Source organism: Staphylococcus sp. FW104-15G4D, from assembly GCF_058790135.1.
Genome location: NZ_JBYTCH010000001.1, coordinates 1,218,319 through 1,242,350, shown reverse-complemented (window position 1 = coordinate 1,242,350; position 24,032 = coordinate 1,218,319). Strand labels below are relative to the sequence as shown.

At 32.2% G+C, this 24,032-nt stretch carries 14 protein-coding genes and 1 riboswitch; of the genes, 11 read left to right on the top strand and 3 right to left on the bottom strand.

Annotated elements, in window-relative coordinates; genetic code table 11:
- The first annotated feature begins 4 nt into the window (after positions 1-4).
- Positions 5-141: riboswitch (FMN riboswitch) on the top strand.
- Between the two features lie 132 nt (positions 142-273).
- From ribD to ribH, 4 genes are read left to right on the top strand one after another with little or no spacing between them, the layout of a single operon-like run.
- The gene (ribD, locus tag AC3WQX_RS05950; protein WP_002453491.1) at positions 274-1,323 is read left to right on the top strand and encodes a bifunctional diaminohydroxyphosphoribosylaminopyrimidine deaminase/5-amino-6-(5-phosphoribosylamino)uracil reductase RibD; all 1,050 of its coding nucleotides are present in this window, start codon (positions 274-276) and stop codon (positions 1,321-1,323) included.
- Between the two features lie 6 nt (positions 1,324-1,329).
- Positions 1,330-1,962 (top strand): riboflavin synthase, encoded by a 633-nt coding sequence (ribE, locus tag AC3WQX_RS05945; RefSeq protein ID WP_030058685.1) that lies wholly within the window; start codon positions 1,330-1,332, stop codon positions 1,960-1,962.
- Between the two features lie 11 nt (positions 1,963-1,973).
- Entirely contained in the window at positions 1,974-3,155 is a 1,182-nt protein-coding gene (locus AC3WQX_RS05940; RefSeq protein ID WP_023350073.1) for a bifunctional 3,4-dihydroxy-2-butanone-4-phosphate synthase/GTP cyclohydrolase II, read from the top strand.
- Between the two features lie 42 nt (positions 3,156-3,197).
- Entirely contained in the window at positions 3,198-3,656 is a 459-nt protein-coding gene (gene ribH / locus AC3WQX_RS05935) for a 6,7-dimethyl-8-ribityllumazine synthase (RefSeq protein ID WP_002434688.1), read from the top strand.
- 66 nt (positions 3,657-3,722) lie between these two features.
- Here ribH and AC3WQX_RS05930 read toward each other — a convergent pair whose 3' ends face one another.
- On the bottom strand, positions 3,723-4,724 hold the full coding sequence (locus tag AC3WQX_RS05930) for a proline dehydrogenase family protein (protein WP_023350074.1): 1,002 nt from the start codon (positions 4,722-4,724) through the stop codon (positions 3,723-3,725).
- 246 nt (positions 4,725-4,970) lie between these two features.
- On the opposite strand from AC3WQX_RS05930, the gene AC3WQX_RS05925 reads away from it, so the two are divergent.
- Both AC3WQX_RS05925 and AC3WQX_RS05920 read left to right on the top strand, forming a co-directional pair.
- The gene (locus AC3WQX_RS05925) at positions 4,971-5,798 is read left to right on the top strand and encodes an alpha/beta fold hydrolase (protein WP_002434756.1); all 828 of its coding nucleotides are present in this window, start codon (positions 4,971-4,973) and stop codon (positions 5,796-5,798) included.
- 413 nt (positions 5,799-6,211) lie between these two features.
- Positions 6,212-6,613 carry a transcriptional regulator, SarA/Rot family gene (locus AC3WQX_RS05920; protein ID WP_002434669.1) on the top strand — a complete coding sequence of 134 codons (402 nt, stop codon included), beginning with the start codon at positions 6,212-6,214 and terminating at the stop codon, positions 6,611-6,613.
- A gap of 77 nt (positions 6,614-6,690) precedes the next feature.
- Here AC3WQX_RS05920 and mnmM read toward each other — a convergent pair whose 3' ends face one another.
- On the bottom strand, positions 6,691-7,254 hold the full coding sequence (mnmM, locus tag AC3WQX_RS05915; protein WP_002434676.1) for a tRNA 5-(aminomethyl)-2-thiouridylate-methyltransferase MnmM: 564 nt from the start codon (positions 7,252-7,254) through the stop codon (positions 6,691-6,693).
- Positions 7,251-8,204: a tRNA modification radical SAM protein MnmL/YtqA gene (mnmL, locus tag AC3WQX_RS05910; RefSeq protein ID WP_002434687.1), complete on the bottom strand. Its 954-nt coding sequence runs from the start codon at positions 8,202-8,204 to the stop codon at positions 7,251-7,253. The genes mnmM and mnmL overlap by 4 nt, the downstream gene beginning before the upstream one ends.
- Positions 8,205-8,310: 106 nt before the next feature.
- Between mnmL and AC3WQX_RS05905 the strand changes: the two genes are divergently transcribed.
- The 5 genes from AC3WQX_RS05905 to AC3WQX_RS05885 all read left to right on the top strand — a co-directional run bounded on the left by AC3WQX_RS05905 (position 8,311) and on the right by AC3WQX_RS05885 (position 23,992).
- Entirely contained in the window at positions 8,311-9,534 is a 1,224-nt protein-coding gene (locus AC3WQX_RS05905; RefSeq protein WP_002434677.1) for an MDR family MFS transporter, read from the top strand.
- A 291-nt stretch (positions 9,535-9,825) separates the two neighbouring features.
- Complete coding sequence (gene leuS / locus AC3WQX_RS05900; RefSeq protein ID WP_023350077.1) at positions 9,826-12,243, top strand: leucine--tRNA ligase; 2,418 nt, start codon at positions 9,826-9,828, stop codon at positions 12,241-12,243.
- 20 nt (positions 12,244-12,263) lie between these two features.
- Entirely contained in the window at positions 12,264-12,575 is a 312-nt protein-coding gene (locus AC3WQX_RS05895; RefSeq protein ID WP_002434691.1) for a rhodanese-like domain-containing protein, read from the top strand.
- Positions 12,576-12,880: 305 nt separating this feature from the next.
- Positions 12,881-22,258 (top strand): SasC/FmtB family protein, encoded by a 9,378-nt coding sequence (locus tag AC3WQX_RS05890; protein WP_492739911.1) that lies wholly within the window; start codon positions 12,881-12,883, stop codon positions 22,256-22,258.
- A gap of 84 nt (positions 22,259-22,342) precedes the next feature.
- The gene (locus AC3WQX_RS05885) at positions 22,343-23,992 is read left to right on the top strand and encodes a DUF1542 domain-containing protein (RefSeq protein WP_492739910.1); all 1,650 of its coding nucleotides are present in this window, start codon (positions 22,343-22,345) and stop codon (positions 23,990-23,992) included.
- Positions 23,993-24,032 lie beyond the last annotated feature (40 nt).

Here is a 24,032-nt window from a genome sequence, read left to right as displayed (position 1 = left end):
CATATAATTCTTTCGGGGCAGGGTGTAATTCCCAACCGGCAGTAAATTAAGCCTGCGACCTGCTAATATTTAATAATATTGGTGGCTGATCTAGTGAGAATCTAGAGCCGACAGTGAAAGTCTGGATGGGAGAAAGAATATAATTACTCGACAAGCAAATTTGTAGGACTATGTCTTATAGTAAACAAATATGCTTATTTAAAGATATATTATCAATCTCCTTATGCCTAATTAAATTGGTGTAAGGTTTTTTTATTTTGTTGAGGTGATAAATTGAGTCGATTTATGAATTATGCCATTCAACTTGCTCAAATGGTTGATGGTCAAACTGGTATAAATCCGCCGGTTGGTTCTGTAGTGGTTAAAGATGGTAGAATTGTCGGTCTAGGCGCCCATTTGAAAAAGGGTGATAAACACGCAGAAGTACAAGCATTAGATATGGCGGGAGAAAATGCTAAAGATGCAACTATATACGTTTCTTTAGAACCTTGTACTCATCATGGTTCTACACCACCTTGCGTAAATAAAATTATTGAATTTGGTATTCGTAAGGTTATCTATGCGGTAAAAGACACTACCTTAGCTTCTAAGGGTGATGAAATACTTAAAGAAGCTGGTATTGAAGTTGAATTTCAATTTAATGAGAATGCCGCTGAACTTTATAAAGACTTCTTTACTGCTAAAAGAAATAGCATTCCAGAGTTAACTGTTAAAGTTTCATCAAGTTTAGATGGCAAACAAGCCACTGATTCTGATGAGAGTAAATGGATAACTAATAAAGAAGTTAAAGAAGATGTTTATAAGTTGCGTCACGAGCATGATGCTGTATTAACAGGTAGAAAAACGATAGACGCTGATGATCCATTGTATACGACTAGAGTTCAGGATGGTAAGCATCCAATTAGAGTTATTCTATCAAAGTCAGGACAAATTGATTTTGAGCAACAGCTATTTGCAGATACTGCTTCACCTATTTGGATTTATACTGAAAATGAAAATTTAAAAAATCAAAGTAATGATAAACATATAGAAATTATTTGTTTAGAAAAATGCGATAGTACAGCTATATTAAAAGATTTATATCAAAGAGGTATTGGAAAACTGCTAGTCGAGGCAGGTCCAAATGTTACTTCACAATTTCTCCAATCTCATCATTTAGATGAACTCATTCTTTATTTAGCCCCGAAATTAATAGGTGGTTCAGGTAAACATCAATTTTACAAAACTGATCAAGTCATTGATTTACCTGAAGCAACTCAATTTGAAATTGTTTATTCCAAGTTAATTAATCAAAATTTAAAATTGAAACTACGAAAGAAGTGAATGCCTATGTTTACAGGTATCGTTGAAGAAATTGGTATCGTTCAACAAGTGCGTTCTGAGAAATCAGTGAGAACTTTAGAAATTAAAGCGAATCGCATTCTTGAAGATATGCATATCGGTGATTCTATAAGTGTAAACGGCGCATGTTTAACGGTGATTGATTTTAATGATACAGCTTTCTCAGTCCAAGTGATTAAAGGTACTGAAAATAAGACCTACCTAGCCGATTTACAACGTCAGGCTGAAGTAAATCTTGAGAGAGCGATGAGTGGTAATGGCAGATTCGGTGGACATTTTGTTCTTGGACATGTTGATGAACTTGGAACGATTTCTAAAGTTAATGAATCAGCTAACTCAAAAATAATTTCAATCAAAACTTCAAAAAATGTTTTAAATCAAATGGTACAACAAGGTTCTATCACTGTTGATGGCGTAAGTTTAACAGTCTTTGATCTTCATGAAACCACATTTGATATTCATCTTATTCCAGAGACGCGTAAGTCTACAATTTTATCAGATAAAAAAGTGGGCGATGCAGTTCACTTAGAAACAGATGTACTTTTTAAATATGTGGAAAATATCATGAATCATCAAAAATCTAAACTAACAGAAGATAAATTGCGTGCATTTGGTTTTTAGGAGGAATTTATATGCAATTTGATACAGTTGAGTTAGCTATAGAAGCTTTGCGAAAAGGTGAAAGTATCATTGTAGTAGACGATGAAGACAGAGAAAATGAAGGTGACCTTATCGCAGTTACTGAATGGATGGCTGACGATACGATTAATTTTATGGCAAAAGAAGGACGTGGTCTCATATGTGCACCTTTAGATACTTCAATTGCTAAAAGGTTAGAGCTAAATGCTATGGAACCGCATAATACTGATGCTTATGGTACACATTTCACCGTGAGTGTAGATCATAAAAATACGACTACAGGTATTAGTGCCTATGAGAGAACAATGACAGCAAGAGCACTTATAGATCATCATGCTAATGCCGAAGACTTCAATCGCCCTGGTCATTTATTCCCATTAATTGCTAAAGATAATGGTGTACTAGAACGTAATGGTCACACAGAAGCGGCTGTAGACTTAGCAAAATTAACTGGAGCTAAACCAGCAGGTGTGATATGTGAAATTATGAATGATGATGGAACAATGGCTAGAGGTGAAGACTTACAAAGTTTCAAGGAACGCCATAACTTAAAAATGATTACGATTGAAAGTTTAATTGAATATCGTAAGCAATCTGAGTCACATGTGAAGTTAAATGCTAAAGTTAATATGCCGACAGATTATGGAAAATTTGATATGTACGGTTTTACAACTGACTTAAGTGATGAAGAAATTGTAGTGATTGCTAAAGGATCAATTCGTTCAAATGAAAATGTTCGTATACACTCTTCATGTCTAACTGGTGATATATTCCACAGTCAAAGATGTGATTGTGGTGCTCAACTTGAAGCATCAATGAAATACATCGATGAACACGGTGGTATGATTATATATCTACCACAAGAAGGACGAGGTATAGGATTGATGAATAAATTACGAGCTTATGAATTGATTGAAAAAGGTTATGATACCGTAACTGCAAACCTCGCTTTAGGATTTGATGAAGATTTAAGAGACTATAATATAGCTGCTCAAATTTTAAAATATTTTAACGTTGAAAAAGTTAACTTATTAAGTAATAATCCTAAAAAATTTGAAGGATTAAAAGAATATGGTATTAACATTGAAGATAGAATTGAATTAATTGTTCCTGAGACTGCATATAATCATAAATATATGGAGACGAAAAAGTCGAAAATGGGTCACTTAATTTAATTGTGAATTGAGTATGTAAACACATTAAGGAGGACATAAAATATGAATTTTGAAGGTAAATTAGTAGGTAAAAATTTAAAAGTTGCAATTGTAGTAAGCAGATTTAATGATTTTATTACAGGTCGTTTATTAGAAGGTGCGAAAGATACATTAATTCGTCATGAGGTCGAAGAAGAACAAATTGATGTTGCATATGTACCGGGTGCTTTTGAAATTCCATTAGTTGCTAAGAAATTAGCTCGAAAAGGTGACTATGACGCAGTAATTACACTTGGATGTGTTATTAGAGGGGCTACTTCTCATTATGATTACGTTTGTAATGAAGTTGCAAAAGGTGTTTCTAAGGCAAATGAAGTATCAGAGGTACCAGTTATTTTTGGTATTTTAACAACCGAAAGTATTGAACAAGCTGTTGAGAGAGCGGGTACAAAAGCAGGGAACAAAGGTTCTGAAGCAGCAGTAAGCGCAATTGAAATGGCTAACCTAATCAAACAAATATAGACAAAGCAAAGCGACACGGAGAAGTGATAATGGTGCGTAGTTTACTTCTCCGTGTCGTTTGGTTTGTTACCTCTTGAGTAGTTTGGTTGCTATGGCTAGGGTAGAGGCTAAGCCTGTGGCCACGCTGCCGTAGAGGGCTATCCTTTTAAGTGCTTTAGGGTTTGAAAATTCTTTAAATGCAAGTGACAGGTTCTGAGGTCTTTCAGCTAATCTTCTCATGAAGTAAGCGAACCAATCATCTCCAAAAGGAACATAAACTGTAAAATGATAGCCTTCATTGGCAATGGATTGAGCAAGATCAGAACGAAAGCCGTATAACATTTGAAATTCCATTTGATCTTTTTCAATGTGATTTTTCTTCATAAATTGTTTAACATGACTAATGATTTGATCATCATGAGTCGCAATTGATGTATAATTACGTGCGTTTAAAAGTCTTTTCTCTATAATTTTAATATAATTGGAATCAATGTCTTCTTTGGTTTGATAAGCGATAGTTTCATCTTCTTTATAAGCACCTTTAACTAATCGCAATCGTAAGTCTGGGTATTTATCAATTAAATCTTCAGCCTCATATAAGTATGCTTGAACTACCGTACCGACATTTTTAAATTCTCCTTTAAGTTTATCAAGTACATGTTGTATCTGTTGTAAACTATGATATTTCTCAGTATCAATGTTAATGTGCATTTTGCCACACTCATCTGCTTTAAGAAGTATTTCACGCATATTCTCATAAGCAAGATCTAAATCAAATTCACTGCCTAATTGGCTGATTTTAACTGACATGTGTGCCTCAACATTAAAATATTGAATTGCTTCAATAATTTCTAAAATTTGTTGTTTTGCATGTAAACTTTCTTCTTTAGTTTCAACAAATTCGCCTAAACAGTCAACAGTGACCGCAATTCTATATTCATTTAGATATTGAATTTTTTCAATTAGTTGAGGAATAGTATTTCCAGCTACTACTTTATTAGCCCCCATTCTAGGGCCAACCTTTTTAGCAGTTTCATTTAAATAAGTATTATTAGATAATGCGATAAAAAAATCTCGGAAAAGTGACATATGTAATACCTCCAATACATTGATACATTAATGTTTAAAAATAGTGTATCACGAAACTAATGTTTGAGAAAGCGTTTACATAACGCATTAAAACACTAATAGAGTAGTTTTATACTTTATATTCAAGGTGGTAATATCTACAATTACATTAATTTTAAGTGAAAGTTATGCTAAAAATGGTAATAAATATGTTTGTTTTGATATAATTGTACTATTAAAGAATAAATAAAAAGGGGCAGTCTTAGAATGTGGAAGTGGGAAACAGAAAATGACGCAAAAGGCGTCGTGGTCATTGCTCATAATATTTTAGAACATACTGGACGATATGCATACGTTATTACCATGTTACGAAGAAATGGTTATCATGTTATTATGGGAGACTTGCCTGGACAGGGACAAACCTCACGAGCAAATAAAGGTCAAATCGATGACTTTAATACATATCATGAAAATTTATTAGAATGGATCAAAATAGCCAATGAATATAAAATTCCTACCTTTGTTTTAGGTGTTGGTTTAGGTGGTTTAATTGTCTTAAATCTCTTAGAAAAGGCTGAATTACCTATTGAAGGTGTAATGCTATTGTCTCCTATGCTAGAACTTAGAAAAACTGGTAAAGGTCGAAAGAATAAAATTATCTCTAATTTAGGTAAGATGTCCAAGGATACTAGGTTCAAAGTGGGCATCTCTTCACAAGATTTAACTCGAAATGATGAAATTATTGACGAAACAGATAATGATGGTCTCATGTTGAAGAAAGTAACGTATCGTTGGTATAACTTAATCGTTGAAAAAATGAAAGAGACAATGGATCATATTAAAGATATTAAACCATTACCAGCGCTTATCATGTATGGAACTGAAGATAAAATTTTAGAAACTGATGCTATCATAGAACTTAAAGATAAATTAGCTAGTAATGAATTGTACTTTAAGGCTTGGAATGGTTTATATCATGAAATTCATAATGAACCCGAGAGAGATCAAGTTATGAGATATGTTCTTACTTTTTTAAATAATAGTGTTAACACTATGGGGTTTGTGGTTAAAGAGGAAGAAATAGAAGATATTTAGGTTAAGAAAGAGCTTGCGTAATGTAAGCTCTTTTTATTAGAATGTTTAATTCAAAATATCATTTTATTGTAACTAAAAACAATTTACAATTTTAATAGAGATATTTAACAAAAACATTGCATTTTAATTAGGAACTTGATATATTTTGTTTGTATAAATAATATAATTTTAATATGTATTGAGACTAGAAGTTGAACTGAAATTATATTATTATTTGGGATGTTTTATTATATGTACTAATGCTTCTAGTCTAGTTCTAATCAAAGGCACTAAATTTGATTTTAAATTAACACATTCAATTAAATAATAGGGAAAATTAGATATTTTTTTAATTTAACCGGTTTTAATTATTAAGGGAGAACCGGTTAACTTAGAAAAATATTAACAGTTATTTTATTTGGGAGATGTTAATTTTGACTAAAAGTGAAAAAGAGAGAGTACATGGAATTTTGCAATTAGAGGCATTACTTTCTGACATTAACTCGATTTTTGATACAATCAAAAAAGAGTATAAAATGTCTAAAGAAGAAGTTTTAATTTTACTTACACTTTGGGAAGAAGGTTCAATGACTCTTAAACAAATGGATAAATTCGTTCACATTAAGCCATATAAACGTACAAGAACGTACAACAACTTGGTTAATCTTGAATGGATTTATAAAGAAAGACCTCAAGATGATGAACGAACTGTAATTATTCATTATAATGAGAAACTCAATTCCCAAAAAGAAGATTTACTTAACTTTATTGGACAATCAATTAGAAGTAAATCAGAACCAATGCAAAATAGTTTAAAATCAATTTTAGCTGTTTAACTAGTCTTATATTTTATTATTAAAAGAGATCTTATTCTACGCTTAATTCAAAAGTGAGAATAAGATCTTTTATATATTTATATTCTTTTTTCGATTGCACATATGAAAGGTGCATTATTTTTTTGATTAATAAATTGATACTGTAAAACATGCGCTTTCTGTTGATCAAGTTCTTTAAGATATTTTAAAAGTGCGTCTCGCTCCAATTTACCCTCATCATGTCCATGATAAATAACTAGAATAATAATACCTTCGACACGCATCATATCAAATATTTCCTCAATAGCTTTAATAGTTGAATCCGGTTTAGTAACTATTGATTTATCACCTTTGGGTAAATAACCTAAATTGAATATCGCGCAATCAATGAGATTTAGGTGTCTTTCTAAGACGTGTTGTTTTACATTTTCATGACTGTCTTGAATTAAAGAAACATTGTTAAAATCACTTACTTTGAGTTGAGTATTATCTATCGCTTCTTTCTGAATATCAAATCCATAAACAAACCCATTAGTGACTTTTTCAGCAAGATATAGCGTATCATTACCATTTCCACAAGTAGCATCAATGACGATACTACTCTCACAAACATGACTATCAATCAATGACTTTGAGAAGGGGAGAATACGCTCGATTTTCATGATTTAACCTTCTGCTCAAATTTTTTCCCTTGATAAGAGCCTCTACGTTCTAATTCATTATCAATTTCATTTAGGACTTCCCATTTATTTACACTCCACATTGGTCCAACCATTAAATCGATAGGGCCATCACCCGTAATACGATGAACAATCATTTCAGGAGGAATGACCTCAAGTTGATCACATACTAAATTTGTATAGTCTTCTTGACTCATGAATTCTAACATGCCTTTTTCATATTGTTTTACCATTGGTGTTCCTTTTAATAAATGAAGTAAGTGAATTTTAATGCCTTGAACATCCATTTGCGCAACTTCTTTAGCAGTCTCCATCATCATATCGTAATCTTCGCCTGGTAAACCATTGATGATGTGAGTACATACATTAATGTTATGTTTACGTAATTTCGCTACGCCTTCATAATACGTTTGCATGTCATGTGCACGGTTAATTAAATCAGAAGTAGTTTGATGAACAGTTTGTAAGCCTAACTCAACCCAAAGATAAGTTCGTTCATTAAGCTCAGCTAAGTATTCTACTACGTCATCAGGTAAACAGTCAGGACGTGTGGCTATGGATAAACCGACAACACCTTCTTCTTTAAGTACTGGTTCATATTTTTCTTTCAGCACTTCTACAGGCGCATGCGTGTTAGTGAAGGCTTGGAAGTAAGCAATGTATTGTCCTTCGCTCCATTTTTCATGCATTCTTTCTTTAATCTGTTGGAATTGTACTTCAATGGGATCAGCTCTGTTACCAGCAAAGTCACCACTTCCTGCAGCTGAGCAAAAAGTACAACCTCCATGTGCGACAGTACCATCTCTATTAGGGCAGTCAAATCCACCGTCTAAAGCAACTTTAAATATTTTTCGTCCAAATTTATTTTTTAAATGATAATTCCATGTGTGATATCGTTTATTTTCAAAAGCATACGGGAAAAAATTACCCATAATACATTTTCCTTTCTATTTTAGTTCTAAGTACAGATTTTAACATATTTTAGTGTTATAGTGTCTATTGTAGATTGAGAAAAACATAAAGAGAGGGACTCAAGATATGAATATACCTAAATCAGTTTGGTGGCTAGTTATTGGCATGGCCTTAAATATCACTGGCGCCAGTTTTTTGTGGCCTTTAAACACTATTTATATGAAGGAAGAACTTCATAAAAGTCTTACAATTGCTGGTATTGTCTTAATGATTAATTCATTTGGCATGGTTGTTGGTAACTTACTAGGGGGCACCTTATTTGATAAACTTGGTGGTTATAAAACCATACTTATAGGTACTATTACATGTTTGTGCAGTACTACGCTGTTAAATCTATTTCATGGTTGGCCATGGTATGCAATTTGGCTCGTGTTATTAGGTTTTGGTGGCGGTATGATTGTCCCAGCAATTTATGCTATGGCCGGAGCAGTATGGCCAAATGGGGGACGACAAACATTTAATGCCATTTATTTAGCACAAAATATAGGTGTTGCATTGGGCGCAGCACTTGGAGGATTTGTTGCTGAATTTAGCTTTAATTTTATTTTTCTAGCTAATTTAGTTATGTATGTTTTATTTGCTCTTGTTGCAATTACACAATTTAATTTGGAAATTCATGCTAAAGTTAAGCATCAAGATGCAGTTGATTTAAAAAGTAAAGAAAATAGAAAACGTTTTACAGCAATGATGTTGGTATGTGCGATGTTTGCTATTTGTTGGATCGCCTATATTCAATGGGAAACAACAATTGCATCCTTTACTCAATCAATCAATATCTCTATGTCTCAATATAGTGTGCTTTGGACAATAAACGGTATTATGATTTTAGTAGCACAACCACTTATTCGACCAATTATTGTAATTTTAAGAGGGAACTTAAAACATCAAATGTTCGTTGGTATTTTAATCTTTATGAGTTCTTTCCTTGTTACAAGTTTTGCGCATCACTTTGCTATTTTCGTTGTAGGTATGGTTATTCTTACATTTGGTGAAATGTTTGTATGGCCTGCAGTTCCTACTATTGCCAATAAACTTGCACCTGAAGGTAAACAGGGTCAATACCAAGGCTTTGTAAACTCTGCTTCTACAGTTGGTAAAGCCTTTGGACCGTTTATTGGTGGTGTACTCGTAGATGCAATGAATATGAGTATGATGTTTGTAGGAATGATAGTATTACTTTGCTTCGGACTCATTTTCCTAAGCATCTTTGATAGAGGTTTGCCTAAAGATAAAAATGAAACCCCTATACCTAGAAGACGTAAGAGAAGAAAATCAAAAGCTTCTAAATAAATATAATATGGAAGAAATAGCTCTAACTACTTGCAATAATACGTTTGATAACATAAGATTAAAAATGAATAGAAAGAAGCATTTAGAGGCTTTTCTACAGAGAACTAGTAGTGGTGAGAACTAGTGTTAAGGACTAAATCGTTTCCAATAATTAAATGAATTTAATGAGACATCTCTAACTATTTTAATGAAGTGCGCTTGATAAGCGAATAAGGGTGGTAACGCGGCAACACTGTCGTCCCTTTATACACACAATAGTAGAGGTGTCTTTTTTATGAAATAGGAGGAAATGTGTTGAATTACAATCACAAGGAAATTGAAAAAAAATGGCAAGATTATTGGGCAGACAATAAAACATTTAAAACAAGTGACAATTTAGGTCAAAAGAAATTTTATGCGTTAGACATGTTTCCTTATCCATCTGGTGCAGGATTACACGTAGGACATCCTGAGGGATACACAGCTACTGATATTGTTTCAAGATATAAGCGTATGCAAGGATATAATGTGCTACATCCTATGGGATGGGATGCCTTTGGTCTACCTGCTGAACAATATGCGTTAGATACTGGAAATGACCCTCGTGAATTTACTAAGAAAAACGTACAAACATTTAAACGTCAAATTCAAGAATTAGGTTTTAGTTATGATTGGGATCGAGAAGTAAATACCACTGATCCAGAATATTACAAATGGACACAATGGATTTTCATTCAACTTTATAATAAAGGTTTAGCATATGTTGATGAGGTTGCGGTGAATTGGTGCCCAGCTTTAGGTACAGTTTTATCAAACGAAGAAGTCGTTGATGGCGTTTCAGAGCGTGGTGGACACCCAGTTTATCGTAAACCAATGAAACAATGGGTACTAAAAATTACTGAATATGCAGATCGTTTATTAGAAGATTTAGATGACTTAGATTGGCCTGAATCAATTAAAGATATGCAACGTAATTGGATAGGTCGTTCTGAAGGTGCGAAAGTATCCTTTAATGTTGAGGACACTGATAATAAAATTGATGTCTTCACAACACGTCCTGATACAATTTTTGGTACGTCATTCTTAGTATTAAGTCCTGAACATTCACTTGTTAATAGCATTACTTCTGAAGACAAACAAGAAGAAGTCAAAGCTTATCAAGAAGAAGCTTCTAAGAAATCAGATTTAGAACGTACTGATTTAGCTAAAGGAAAAACAGGCGTTTTCACAGGTGCATATGCAATTAATCCTCTTTCTGGTGAGAAATTACCAATTTGGATTGCTGATTATGTACTATCAACATATGGAACTGGTGCAGTTATGGCGGTTCCTGGACATGATGAACGTGATCATGAATTTGCAAAGAAATTTGATTTACCAATCATTGAAGTCATCAAAGGCGGAGATGTTCAACTAGAAGCATACACTGGTGAAGGTGAGCACGTTAATTCAGGTGAACTCAATGGTCTTGAAAATGAAGCTGCCATTAGTAAAGCAATTGAGTTATTAGAAGATAAAGGCGCTGGTGAGAAAAAAGTTAACTACAAACTGCGCGATTGGTTATTTAGCAGACAGCGTTACTGGGGTGAACCAATTCCAATTATTCATTGGGAAGACGGTTCAATGACAACTGTGCCTGAAGAAGAATTACCTTTATTACTACCAGAAACTAGTGAAATTAAACCTTCTGGCACTGGAGAATCTCCTTTAGCTAATATTGATGAATTTGTAAATGTGATTGATGAAAAGACAGGCATGAAAGGACGTCGTGAAACGAATACAATGCCTCAGTGGGCAGGTAGTTGTTGGTATTACTTACGTTATATTGATCCAGATAATGAAAATATGATTGCTGACCCTGAAAAATTAAAGCACTGGCTACCAGTTGATTTATATATTGGTGGGGTAGAACACGCAGTACTTCATCTATTATATGCAAGATTCTGGCATAAAGTACTTTATGATTTAGGTGTAGTTCCTACAAAAGAACCATTCCAAAAATTATATAACCAAGGAATGATTCTCGGTGAAGGTAATGAAAAAATGAGTAAATCAAAAGGAAACGTTATTAATCCTGATGATATCGTATCATCTCATGGTGCCGATACACTGCGTTTATATGAAATGTTTATGGGGCCACTTGATGCAGCAATTGCATGGAGTGAAAACGGCTTAGATGGTTCAAGAAGATTCCTTGATCGTGTATGGAGACTTATCGTTACTGAAGATGGCTCAGTAAATAACAAGATTGTAGAGTCTAATGATAAATCATTAGACAAAGTTTACAATCAAACAGTTAAAAAAGTTACTGAAGATTTCGATGCGCTTAGCTTTAATACTGCAATCAGTCAATTAATGGTATTTATTAACGATTGTTATAAAGCTAATGAAATTTATAAACCTTATATTGAAGGTTTTGTAAAAATGTTAGCGCCAATTGCTCCTCATATTGGTGAAGAATTATGGAGTAAACTAGGTCATAATGAAACTATAACTTATCAACCATGGCCTACATTTGATGAAAGTCTACTTGTTGACGATGAAGTTGAAATTGTAGTTCAGGTTAATGGCAAAGTCCGTGCTAAATTAAATATTCCAAAAGATTTATCAAAAGAGGAAATGCAAGATTTAGCTTTGGCTAATGATAATGTTAAAATGAGTATCGAAGGTAAAGAGATTAAAAAAATTATCGCAGTACCTCAAAAATTAGTTAACATTGTTGCTAAATAAATATTAAGGAGAGATTATTAATGGAATCAATTACAGTAGATGAACTAAAGAAAAAAGTGTTGGATTCTAATCCAGTTAATATCGTAGATGTTAGAAATGATGAAGAAACAGCTATGGGTGTTATTCCTGGAGCTAAAACGATTCCAATGGATCAAATTCCTGATAACTTAAATGAGTTTAATAAAGACGAAACATATTATATTATCTGTGCTGCTGGAGCAAGAAGTGCTAAAGTCGTTGAATATCTTGAAGATAAAGGTATTCATGCTGTTAATGTTGAAGGTGGCATGAATGAATGGGGAGATGAAGGTACTGTTATCGACAGTATTTAAACTCATCTTAAGTAAATGTTTTTATCACACTAGTCCGACAAGGGCTAGTGTTTTTTTGTACAAAAAAAGATTTTTGCAATATGTTATGTGTTAGGAAACAAAATATTATTAATAAATTTCAATTGAGTTAAAATAATTTTATACAATAGTAGATTTTAAATATTATAGATGATAAAATTAAACAGACTAAAAAGATTGTGTTCAATAAACCAGCAGTCAGATTTTTAAAAAGTTCTAAACATCATGAAAATAATTATTCACATTAAACTAACATCAAAGAATCAACATCTAGGAGGAACAACTTAATGAATCTATTTAGAAAACAGAAATTTAGTATTAGAAAATTTAACATTGGAATTTTTTCGGCACTCATTGCGACTGTTACATTTTTAGCGCATCCATCACAAGCCTCTGCATCAGAACTAGACTCAACTCAACCCGAAAGTTCTGAAGGAACAGTGCAAAATGGCTCTGGACAAAATGTGTCAACTGAAGAATCAAGCGCACAATTAAACAACGATGTTATTCAAGGTGATAATAAACCAAGTACAACTCATTTAGAACAATCTGATAATTTGAATAACTCACAAATTACAGGCAATACACTAGATCAAACACAATCTCTAACTAATAATGAATCAAATGAATTAGAAAATGAAACTAATACTTTAGCAACTAATACGAATTCTACTATCGATGAGAACGCTATACATGTTGATAACACAACTCAACACCATTTAGAAGCTAAGACTAATGATAAGTCATCTAAAGATGCTAAAAATACGTCAAATCCAATTACACACGATACAAAGGTAGTAAGAGAAGAAAGTAATTTACCTAAAAAAAGAAGCCGAAGAGATTTACCAGCTGGAGATAGCAACAACGCAAACACGGCTACGACAATTAATGATCCTAATTTAAGTAATACGGGAACAAACAGTATAAAAACAACGTTAACGTTTGATGATTTAGGCATTACTACTAGCAATAACAGACATAAACCTGAAGTAAAAGTCCTAAATGAATTAAAAGGTTTCAAAATGATCAATGGTGGTAGTGTAGGGTTAGTTAATAGTGAACTTGAGCGTACCAATGTATTTCATAGTGGCGATCCTAGAAACTATCAAGCAAGTGGTAATGTATTGGTTCTAGGTAGATCAAGAGGGACAGATGTTAATGATCATGGAGGTTTCAATGGAGTTGAAAAAGATTTCACTGTTAATCCAAATTCAGAATTAATGTTTGGATTTAATACAATGCCTGCCAATAATGGTAAAGGTGGAACATATTTAATAGTTAAAAATGCAGATAATGATAAGCAAATTGTGAAACAAGATGTTCAAGATGGTGGGATTTGGAGATTAGTTAAAATTCCAGATAATGTTAATAGAGTTAAAGTTCAATTTTTACCAAATAATGATATTATGACTGACACTCGCCGAGTGGCTCTATTAAAGGATGGATATAAATATTACTCACTTATAGATTCCATTGATATCGCTACAGGATCTCATTTGAAGGTGCTCCCTAAGGAAAATAATGATGCTGTGAAGAATAATAAACAATTTGAAGTGAGTACTAGAATAGAGAATGATGGTAATTTCGCTGCTGCGTTAGATACTAATAAATTAATTTATACGGTTAAATTACCAGAAAACTTTGAGTATATTGATGATTCTACTGTAGCTACGTTCGTTAATGGAAATATGCCAAATACTACAATTAAACCTTTAAGTGTAAATTACAATCGACAAACTAATACACTGACTTTCACAAGTAATGGTGTGAATAAGTCTAGTAGTAATCAAGAAGATGCTAAATTTTTACCTAATAAAATTTTAAATATTAAATATAAATTAAGACCTGTTAATATTCCAACGCCTAGACAAGTTACAGTTAATCAATCAATAACATATAAAACTTATGCTCAATATTACTTAAATACTAATGATAATACTGTAACTGCGCAACAAACACCATTTACAATTGATGTAAAAATGAATAAAGACGATTTAGAAGAACAAGTGAATAAAGAAGTTATACCTTCAAATTATACTTTAGCCTCTTTTAACGCTTATAAAAACTTAAAAGCACAAGCACAAACGATACTTGAAGAAGAAGCTAATAATAAACCAATTAATGAGAGAGTTTCCCAAGCTGAAATCGATAGTTTGTTACATCAATTACAGAATACATTAATTAATAGGGTGGACGCAGCTCAAGAAATTAATAATAAAGCACAAGATATGAGTGATGAAGCGGAAGCTAACAATGAATTAACTACTGAAGAAAAAGAAGCTCTAACGGAGAGAATAGATAATGATAAGAATGAAATCCTCAGTAAAATTGATGATCAAACAACTGATGAAGGTGTCGAGCAAGTTAAAAATACTGGACTAACTACCTTGGCTGCAGACACTCCTCAACCAGTAATAAAACCTAAAGCGCGTGAAGCCATTAATAATAAAGTTACTGATCAAAAAGCGTTAATTAACCAAAATAATGAGGCAACGCATGAAGAGAAAAATGTCGCAATTCAAAAAGTTGATAATCATTCTTCGGAATCACTACAAAAAATTGGTGAGGCTGAAACAGAGAGTACTGTTAATGCAGCGAGAGATGAGGGTATTAATAACATTTCTTCGGACATTCCAAACCCTCAACAAAAAGCCGAAGCTAGAAGAATAATCAATCAAAAAGCTCAAGATAAAATCACTGAAATTAATCAAAACACTCAAGCCACTCAAGACGAGAGAAATATTGCTTTAAACAATGTAAACCAAGCAAAAACACAAGCTTTGCAAAATATTCAAAATGCTAATACAAATAATGATGTTACTAACGCTAAAGATGCTGCAATAAATACAATTAATCAATTAAGTGTTAACCCTGTTAAAAGAAAGCAAGCTATTAATGAATTAAACACGGTAGCGCAGCAACAAAAACAGAACATTCAAAGAAATAATGAAGCTACAACCGAAGAAAAAACGGAAGCTGAAAGTAAAGTGGAAAGAGAATTAGCTCAAGCTACTCAAAACATTAATTCTGCATCTACTAATAATGAGGTTGACCAAGCAAAAACAAGTGGTCAGAATGCTATTAATTTAGCCAATCCTAACACTACAGTTAAGAGAATTGCACGAGAAGCAGTTGAAAATAAAGTAACTTCTCAAATTCAACAAATCAATGCTAATAACAAAGCAACTAATGAAGAAAAAGAGACAGCAATTAATAATGTATATGCACATAAGCAAGAAGCTTTGAACAATGTTACTAATGCTCATTCAAATTCAGATGTTAAAAATGTACAACAAGATGGTATAAACACTATCAATCTAGATCAACCTAATGCGGTTAAAAAAGATCAAGCAATTTTGGAATTAAGTCAAAAGGCACAAGAAAGAAAAGCTACACTTAACCAAACACCAGATGCAACTGATGAAGAGAAAAACGCTGCTAATACCAAGGTTGATCAGGCACTTAATGATGGTATACAACAAATTAATCGTTCAACATCAAATAATGACGTTGATAATGCTAAGACAAATGCTACACAAACAATCGATAACATCAATGTAGATGTTCTGAAGAAACCACAAGCTAAAGAAGAAATCGCATCTAAAGTGAATGACAAACAAAGAGAAATAACGAATGATAATGAAGGTACTACTGAAGAAAAACAAAGTGCTATAGAAAGTGTAAATCAAGCTAAAGTTGAGGCTGACAGTGGTATTTCACAAGCTCAAACTAATACAGAGGTTGAAAAAGCTAAAAATGCTGGATTGAGTAATATTGGAAATATTCATCCTGTCTTTAATAAAAAACAACAAGCACGTGCAAAAATAAATGAGAAATTTAAAACAAAACAAGATCAAATCAATCAAACCCCTAATGCTACTCAAGAAGAGAAAAATGAAGCATTAACAAAATTAACGCAAGCTAAAGATGCTGTATTACAAACAATAAGTAATTCACAATCAAATGATAATGTTGACCAAGCACAAACTAATGGAATTCAAACTTTAGATGGTATTAACACTACAGTTAATAAAAAACCTCAAGCAAAAGAAAGTATTAATCATGTCGCTCAAAATCATAATAATGAAATTGACTTAAATAATAACGCTACTACTGAAGAAAAAGATGATGCAAAGAATTTAGTAAATGCAGCAATTACTAATATCAATAATAATATTGACAACGCAGATACAGACGCTCAAGTAGATAGCGCAGTGGCTAATGGAACTCAAACGATAAATTCAATTACTCCTGCTACGACTGTAAAAACTAATGCTAAAAATGAAATTGCTAAAAAAGCAGAGTCTATCATAGCTAAAAACCAAACTTCACCTGATGCTACTGACGAAGAAAAAGCAGAAGCTAATTCAAAAGTAGAAGAAGCAAAAGCTGAAGCTAATAGTAACATTCAAATAGCAAAGTCAAATGAACAAGTTAAAGAAGCAAAAGATAACGGTCTTAATAAAATTAATGAAATTAGCCCAACTACTACAATTAAGTCAGAAGCTAGAAAGGCTGTTCAAAATAAAGTAAACGAGCAAATTGGTTTAATCAAAGCGACACCAGATGCAACTGATGAAGAAAAAGCAACTGCTATTGCAAAAGTTAATAGTGAACTAGCCAAAGTTCAACAACAAATTAATACAGAACATACATCTCAAGGAGTTAATAGTGTTAAGGCAAATGCAATGACTGCAATAGAGCAAATCACAGCTCAAGCAATAGAGAAAGAAACCGCTAGAGATGCAGTTAAACAAAAAGCTAATGAACAAACTGATGTTATCAATAATAACAATAACTCAACAGAGGAAGAGAAAGTAGAAGCGATAGGCAGAATAAATAATGCTAAACAAGAAGCACTAGACAATATTAATAGTGCAACAATGAATCAAGCCGTAACTAGTGCTAAAAATGAGGGTATTAATAATATTAATTTAATTCAATCGTCAACATCTACTAAGACAAATGCTAAGAGTGATATTGATCGTAAATTAAGTGAACAAATAGAAAATATTAACCAGCATCAAACTGCTACAACAGAAGAAAAAGATACAGCTGTTCAATTAGCAAACCAAAAAGCTAATGAAGCAAAAAATAATATTCAAACTGCAACGGATAACGAAGGCGTTGCTCAGGCTAAGACAAATGGCATAAGTGCAATAAATAATATTGAACCTAATGCACAACAAAAACTTACCGCTAAAAAAGATATAGAAACCAAAGTAACTGAACAAAATAGAGTAATTGATAATACGACTAATGCAACTGATGAAGAAAAGCAAGAAGCTAAAAATAGAGTAAAAACAGAAGAAAATACAGGTAATCAAAATATTGATCAAGCTCAAACAAATCAACAAGTAATTGATGCAAAAACTACTACTATTGATACAATAAACACTATTATCCCTAATGTAACAAAGAAACCAACCGCAAATAGGGAAATTGATGCTAAGTTTGAGCAACTTAAACAAGCTATCAATTCTACACCTGATGCAACAACAGATGAGAAAAATGAAGCTATACAACGTTTAATTGAAAAAAAAGATGAAAGTAAAAATCTAATTAGTCAAGCAACTAAGGATGCACAAGTAGATCAAAATAAAGAAAATGGAATACATGAATTAGAAACTATTCATGCTCATCCAACTAAAAAAGCAGAGGCTATTTATGCTGTTCAAGAGAAAGTTAAATCACAAAATGACTTAATTACGAATAACAACGATGCAACAGATGAAGAAAAAGAGGTCGCAAAGAATCTTCTAGAAGCAAGCAAAATAAAAACAATTAGTAGTATTAATCAAGCACAAACAAATGCTCAAGTAGATAATGCTAAAAACACAGGTATGGATGAGATGAGTTTAATTCACCCAGCGACTACTACCAAAACTGATGCTAAAACAGCTCTTGATCAAAAAGCTCAACAGCAGGATACAATTATTAATGGTAATAATGATGCAACAGACGAAGAGAAAGCTAAAGCAAGAGAGCTAGTTGAACAAGCTAAAACTGAAGCTAAAAATAATATAAATAGTGACCATACAACTATTGATGTTAATAATGAAAAAACTAAGGGCATACAAAAAATTGCAGAAATTCACCCAGCTACAACTGTTAAGTCTAACGCTAAACAAGAATTACAAAATAAAGCTGATGATCAGATCGCTCAAATTACTAACACGCCTAATGCAACTCAAGAAGAGAAACAAGATGCTATCACAGAAGTTAATACTTCATTGGCTCAGGCTAATCAAAACATCAATCAAGCGCATTCTACTGAGGAAGTTAAACGTGCCAAAGGTGATGGAATTAACTCTATTAATGATATTCATGCAAAAGTAAACAAGAAACAATCTGCTATTAATGAATTAAAACAAAAAGCTAATGAACAAAAACAGTTAATCTTAGCTAATAACAACGCGACTGATGATGAAAAAAATGCAGCACAAGCACAAGTAGATGCTAAATTAGCTGAAGAAATACAAAATGTTAACAATGCGGATACAAATGCTCAAGTAGATAATGTAAAATCTAAAGCAATCACAGCAATAAGTGCTATCAATGCCCAACCTCATAAGAGACAAGATGCTATCAATAGTTTAATTGCTCAGGCAGAAAGTAAAAAAGCTGACATAAGAAATAATTCTCAAGCTACTACTGAAGAAAAAAATACGGCAACGCAATCTATTGAAGTAGCTTTAACTAAAGCTAAAGCAGAAATTAGTAATGCTCAAACGAATGCTGTAGTGGATGAAAAGCTTGAAGCAGGTAAACAAAGTCTCCAACAAATTGAGGTATCAACAGTAACTAAAACAACTGCAAAAGCTGATGTAGCAAATGCTATAAATAATAAAAGAGAACAAATTAATATTAATCGTCAGGCTACAACAGAGGAAAAAGATGAAGCACTTAATCAACTAAAACAGGAAGAAACGAAGGCAAATAATGCAATTGATTCAGCCTCAGCAAATCAAAATGTTAATGATGCCAAAACACAATACTTGGCAAGTATTGAAAATATTCAGCCTAATATTGTTAAAAAGCCTGCATCAAATGATGTAATCAATAATAAAGTAACAGAACAAACAAAACTTATTAATAATAATCAAGAAGCTACTTCAGAAGAGAAACAGGCAGCTTTAACGAAATTAGAAACTGCGAAAACTAGTGCACTTCAAAATATTAATCAAGCTTCTACAAATGACGAAGTTCAAGCAGCTGAAAATACTGGTGTTGCAGAAATAGGAAAAATAGTGCCAGAAACAACTGTGAAACAAGCAGCTAAACAAGGCATTGAACAAACTACTCAAAATCAAATAAACAAAATAAATGATAATAATAATTCAACATTTGAAGAAAAAGCAGTAGCTATTAATAAAGTCAACATAGCTAAAAATGAGGCATTAAATAATATTACTAATGCTACGACAACGCAGTTAGTTCAAGATGCAAAAAATAGCGGAACTATTGTAATCACAGGAATAAATCCTGATACATCGGTAAAAGCAAATGCGATTCAGGCTCTTTCAACAGAAGCTAAAAATAAAAATGATTTAATTGATCAAACACCTAATGCAACTGCTGAAGAAATGGAAGAAGCAAATAATAAAGTAGATAGTATCCAAGAAAAAGCAAATGCTAACATAGGCAAAGCTAATACAACAGATGAAGTTAACCAAATTAAAGCAAAAGCAATTCAAGATATGAAAGCTGTTCAAACTGAAGTTGTTAAAAAACAAAATGTGAAAGAACAACTTTCACAATTAGGTGAGAATCAAAAACAAGTGATTAATAGCAACACTGAAGCTACTAAGGATGAGAAAGACGAAGCTATTGAGAGACTCAATAATGAATTAAATACTTCAACTACACAAATTAACAATGCAAGTCATAATAGTGAAGTTGACGGAATCTTAAATAATTCTAGACCTAAAATAGAAGCTATTACACCTCAAGCGAGAAAGAAACGTTCAGCAATAGATGAAATTGGTGCAAAAGTTAATGCACAAAATAGTGAAGTTGACAAAAATAAAGAAGCGACTTTAGAAGAGAGAAATGATGCACTAAATAAAATTAATCAAGCTTATGAAGAAGGTAAGGCTAACATTAAAAATGCCCAAACTAATGATGAAGTTGACAATGCTAAAAATTCAAGTATACAAAAAATTGCATTAATACAACCATCTACTGAAGTAAGAGCAAATGCCAGAAAAGCATTAAAAGCGAAAGCAGATGAACAAAACGCCTTAATTGACAGTAATCGCAATGCCACAACAGAAGAAAAATTGGAAGCAAAAGAATTAGTTGAACAAGAATTAAATTCATCTAACTATAGATTAAAACACGCTGATACAAATCAAGATGTTCAAAATATAATATCTGAAGATTCAAAAGCTATAGCTAATATACAACCATCTACTGATGTTAAGGATAGAGCTAAAGCAGATGTTGTTGCTAAAAGTAATGAAAAACAAAATGAAATTGTTAATAATACTGAAGCTACTACAGAAGAGAAAGAAGTGGCTTCCCAACAGCTTCAACAGGTTACTGATCGAACAAATAATTCAATTGGTTTAGCACAAGATACAGATCAAGTAAACGTAGAAAAGAATAAGGGCATAGAATCTATTAAAGATATTCAACCTATTATCATTAAAAAACCAGCTGCTAGGGTTGAGCTTGATAAAGCACTTAAAAGAAAACAAAACGAGGTTAATCAATTACCTAATGCAACTACGGACGAATTACAGCAAGCGTTAAATCATTTAGATCAATTTGTTCAAGAAGCTAAAACTAATATAAATCAAGCACAAACTAATGCTCAAGTAGATCAAGCTAAAGAGAACGGTACTAACAGTATTAATACTTTTGAACCAGTAATAGGTGTTAAACAAAATGCAATTGACGCAATTAATAATGCTAAACAAGAAAAAATCGACCGAATAAGTCAAGCTTTCAGTGCTACACAAGAAGAGAAAGATAAAGCATCACAATTCGTAAATGAAGAAGCTCAAAAAGCTATAGAATTAATTAATAAAGCCCAAACAAATTCACAAGTAACTGAAGCAAAAGATAATGTTATAAATACGATTAAACAATTTGAACCAGAGTATCATAAGAAGCGAAATGCAATTCTAAAACTTTATGATATTGTTGATGCTCAAGAAGCTATTATTAATGCAGTTCCTGATGCAACAGAAGATGAGAAACAAAATGCTATAGATAAAGTTGAACAATTATTACATGCTACGAAAAAAGAAATCGGTTTAGCAAGTGATAATGCTGGTGTAGATGACATTTATAACAACATATCAGAGCAAATTAAAACAATTTTCCCTGAAGTTGTAAGTAAATCTAATGCTAGAACTATACTTAACAATTTAGCTAATCAATTAATTAAAACATTTGAAAATACACCTGATGTTACTACAGAAGAACGTGATGATGCTATCAACCATGTGAAAAATCAATTAAGTGCGGTCTTAGGTGCAATCGATAAGGATACTAGAGATGTACAAGTGGCTCAAGAAAAGGTATTTGGTTTAAATGATTTAAACAATATTGTTATTAATGTAATTCAAAAACCAACTGCTAGAAAAGCTATAAATACAAAAGCAGATGAAATTAAATTATCAATTAACAATACACCTAATGCTACGGATGAGTAAAAACAGAATGCATTAGATAAAGTTCATGCTATTGTTAATGATGCCCAAAATAAAATCCGTGAAGCTAAAGCAGATAGTGAAGTTATGGTCGCTAAAACAGATGCAATTTCTTTACTTTCTGTTATCAATCCGGAAGTTCAAGTAAAACCATTTGCTTTAGATGAAATCCAACAACAAGCTAATAATCAAAAATCTAAAATAAACAACAACTCTGAAGTGACTAAAGAAGAAAAAGATGCGGCTATACTTTTAGTAGATGATTTAATTAAACAGAGTGAAGTACGATTAGATGCTGCGACTAAAAACCAACAAGTTGAAGATATTAAAAATGATATTATTAATAAAATTTTAAATATTGAACCAACTAATAGCATTAAACCTGCAGCTTTGAAACAAATTTTAGCTAAATTAGACGCTCAAAAAGCGTTTATTAGTGAAAATAATGATGCTACAGACGAAGAGAAAGCGGTAGCTATAGATAAACTCGTAGAAGCGTCTAGTGAATATGCTGCTAAAATTGATGATGCTAAAACGAATGATGAGGTCGAAGCAGTTAAAAATCAAAGTATTAAAGATATAGAATCTATACTTTCTCTAATTAGTAAGAAACCTCAAGCTAAGTTAGAAGTACAACAGAAAGCTGAGGAAATAAAAACTACAATTAATTCTAATAAAGATGCTACTACTGAAGAGAAAAATGCAGCTTTAAAAACTTTAGATGAATTGATAAATGAGGCAGATGAATCTATATTATCTGCTCATACTAATGAAGAAGTTGATAAAGCCAAAGCACTTGCTTTACCAAAAATTGAAGCGGTGAAAGTTACAACTGAAGTTAAACCTCAAGCAAAAGCGCAAATTCAAGATGTAGCTAATAAGAAGAAAAATGAGTTTGAGAAATTTGAGGATGCAACTGTTGAAGAAAAACAAGAAGTATTAAATAAACTTGCTGAGACAGTTAATACTATTAATCTTGCTATACAAGATTCTGAGGCTAATGCTGATGTATCAAAATCACTTCACGACGGTTTAGCTAAATTAGATTTAATTCAAATAAATGCACATAAGAAATCTGATGCGAAATCATACTTACATCAACAACTTTCTGCTAAAATTCATGCTGTTGAAGCAAATAGTGATGCGACAGTTGAAGAGAAGCAAGCATTTATTAGCAAATTAAAAGCTTTAGTCAATCGTATTCATATGCAAGTGAATGACTCAGAAACAAATGAAGAAGTAGATAATAGTTTGAATAACTTTAAAGTAGAATTTGAAAAATTAAAATTACAAACTCATAAAAAAGCTAATGCTAAACGTATCATTCAAAACAAAGCGGATGAAATCATTCGAAATATTGAAGATAATGATAAGGTTAGTTATCAAGCTAAATTAGCAGCTAAAAATTTAATTTCTCAAATTTTGAATGATTCATTTAAAGAAATTGAAGACGCTAATGATAATAAAACTGTTGATGAAGTAGTCAAACAAACAATTACTAAACTAGAAGCTATAAAAGTTAAAGAAGATAAGTTAAACTCTATGGAATCTACTCATCAAACTGAACAAAATAATAAATGTGATAATGTAAATGGCTCTAATAATAATCAACATACAATAAATGAATTGCCTGATACTGGTGAAACAGATTATTCAGGACCTTTAGCAGGTGCAGCATTACTTTCAGGACTAGCATTGTTATCTACACGTAAAAATAAAAAAGATAAAAAATCTTAATTCACTACTCAAAAAACCTTCTAGGTAGCATAAAACGTTA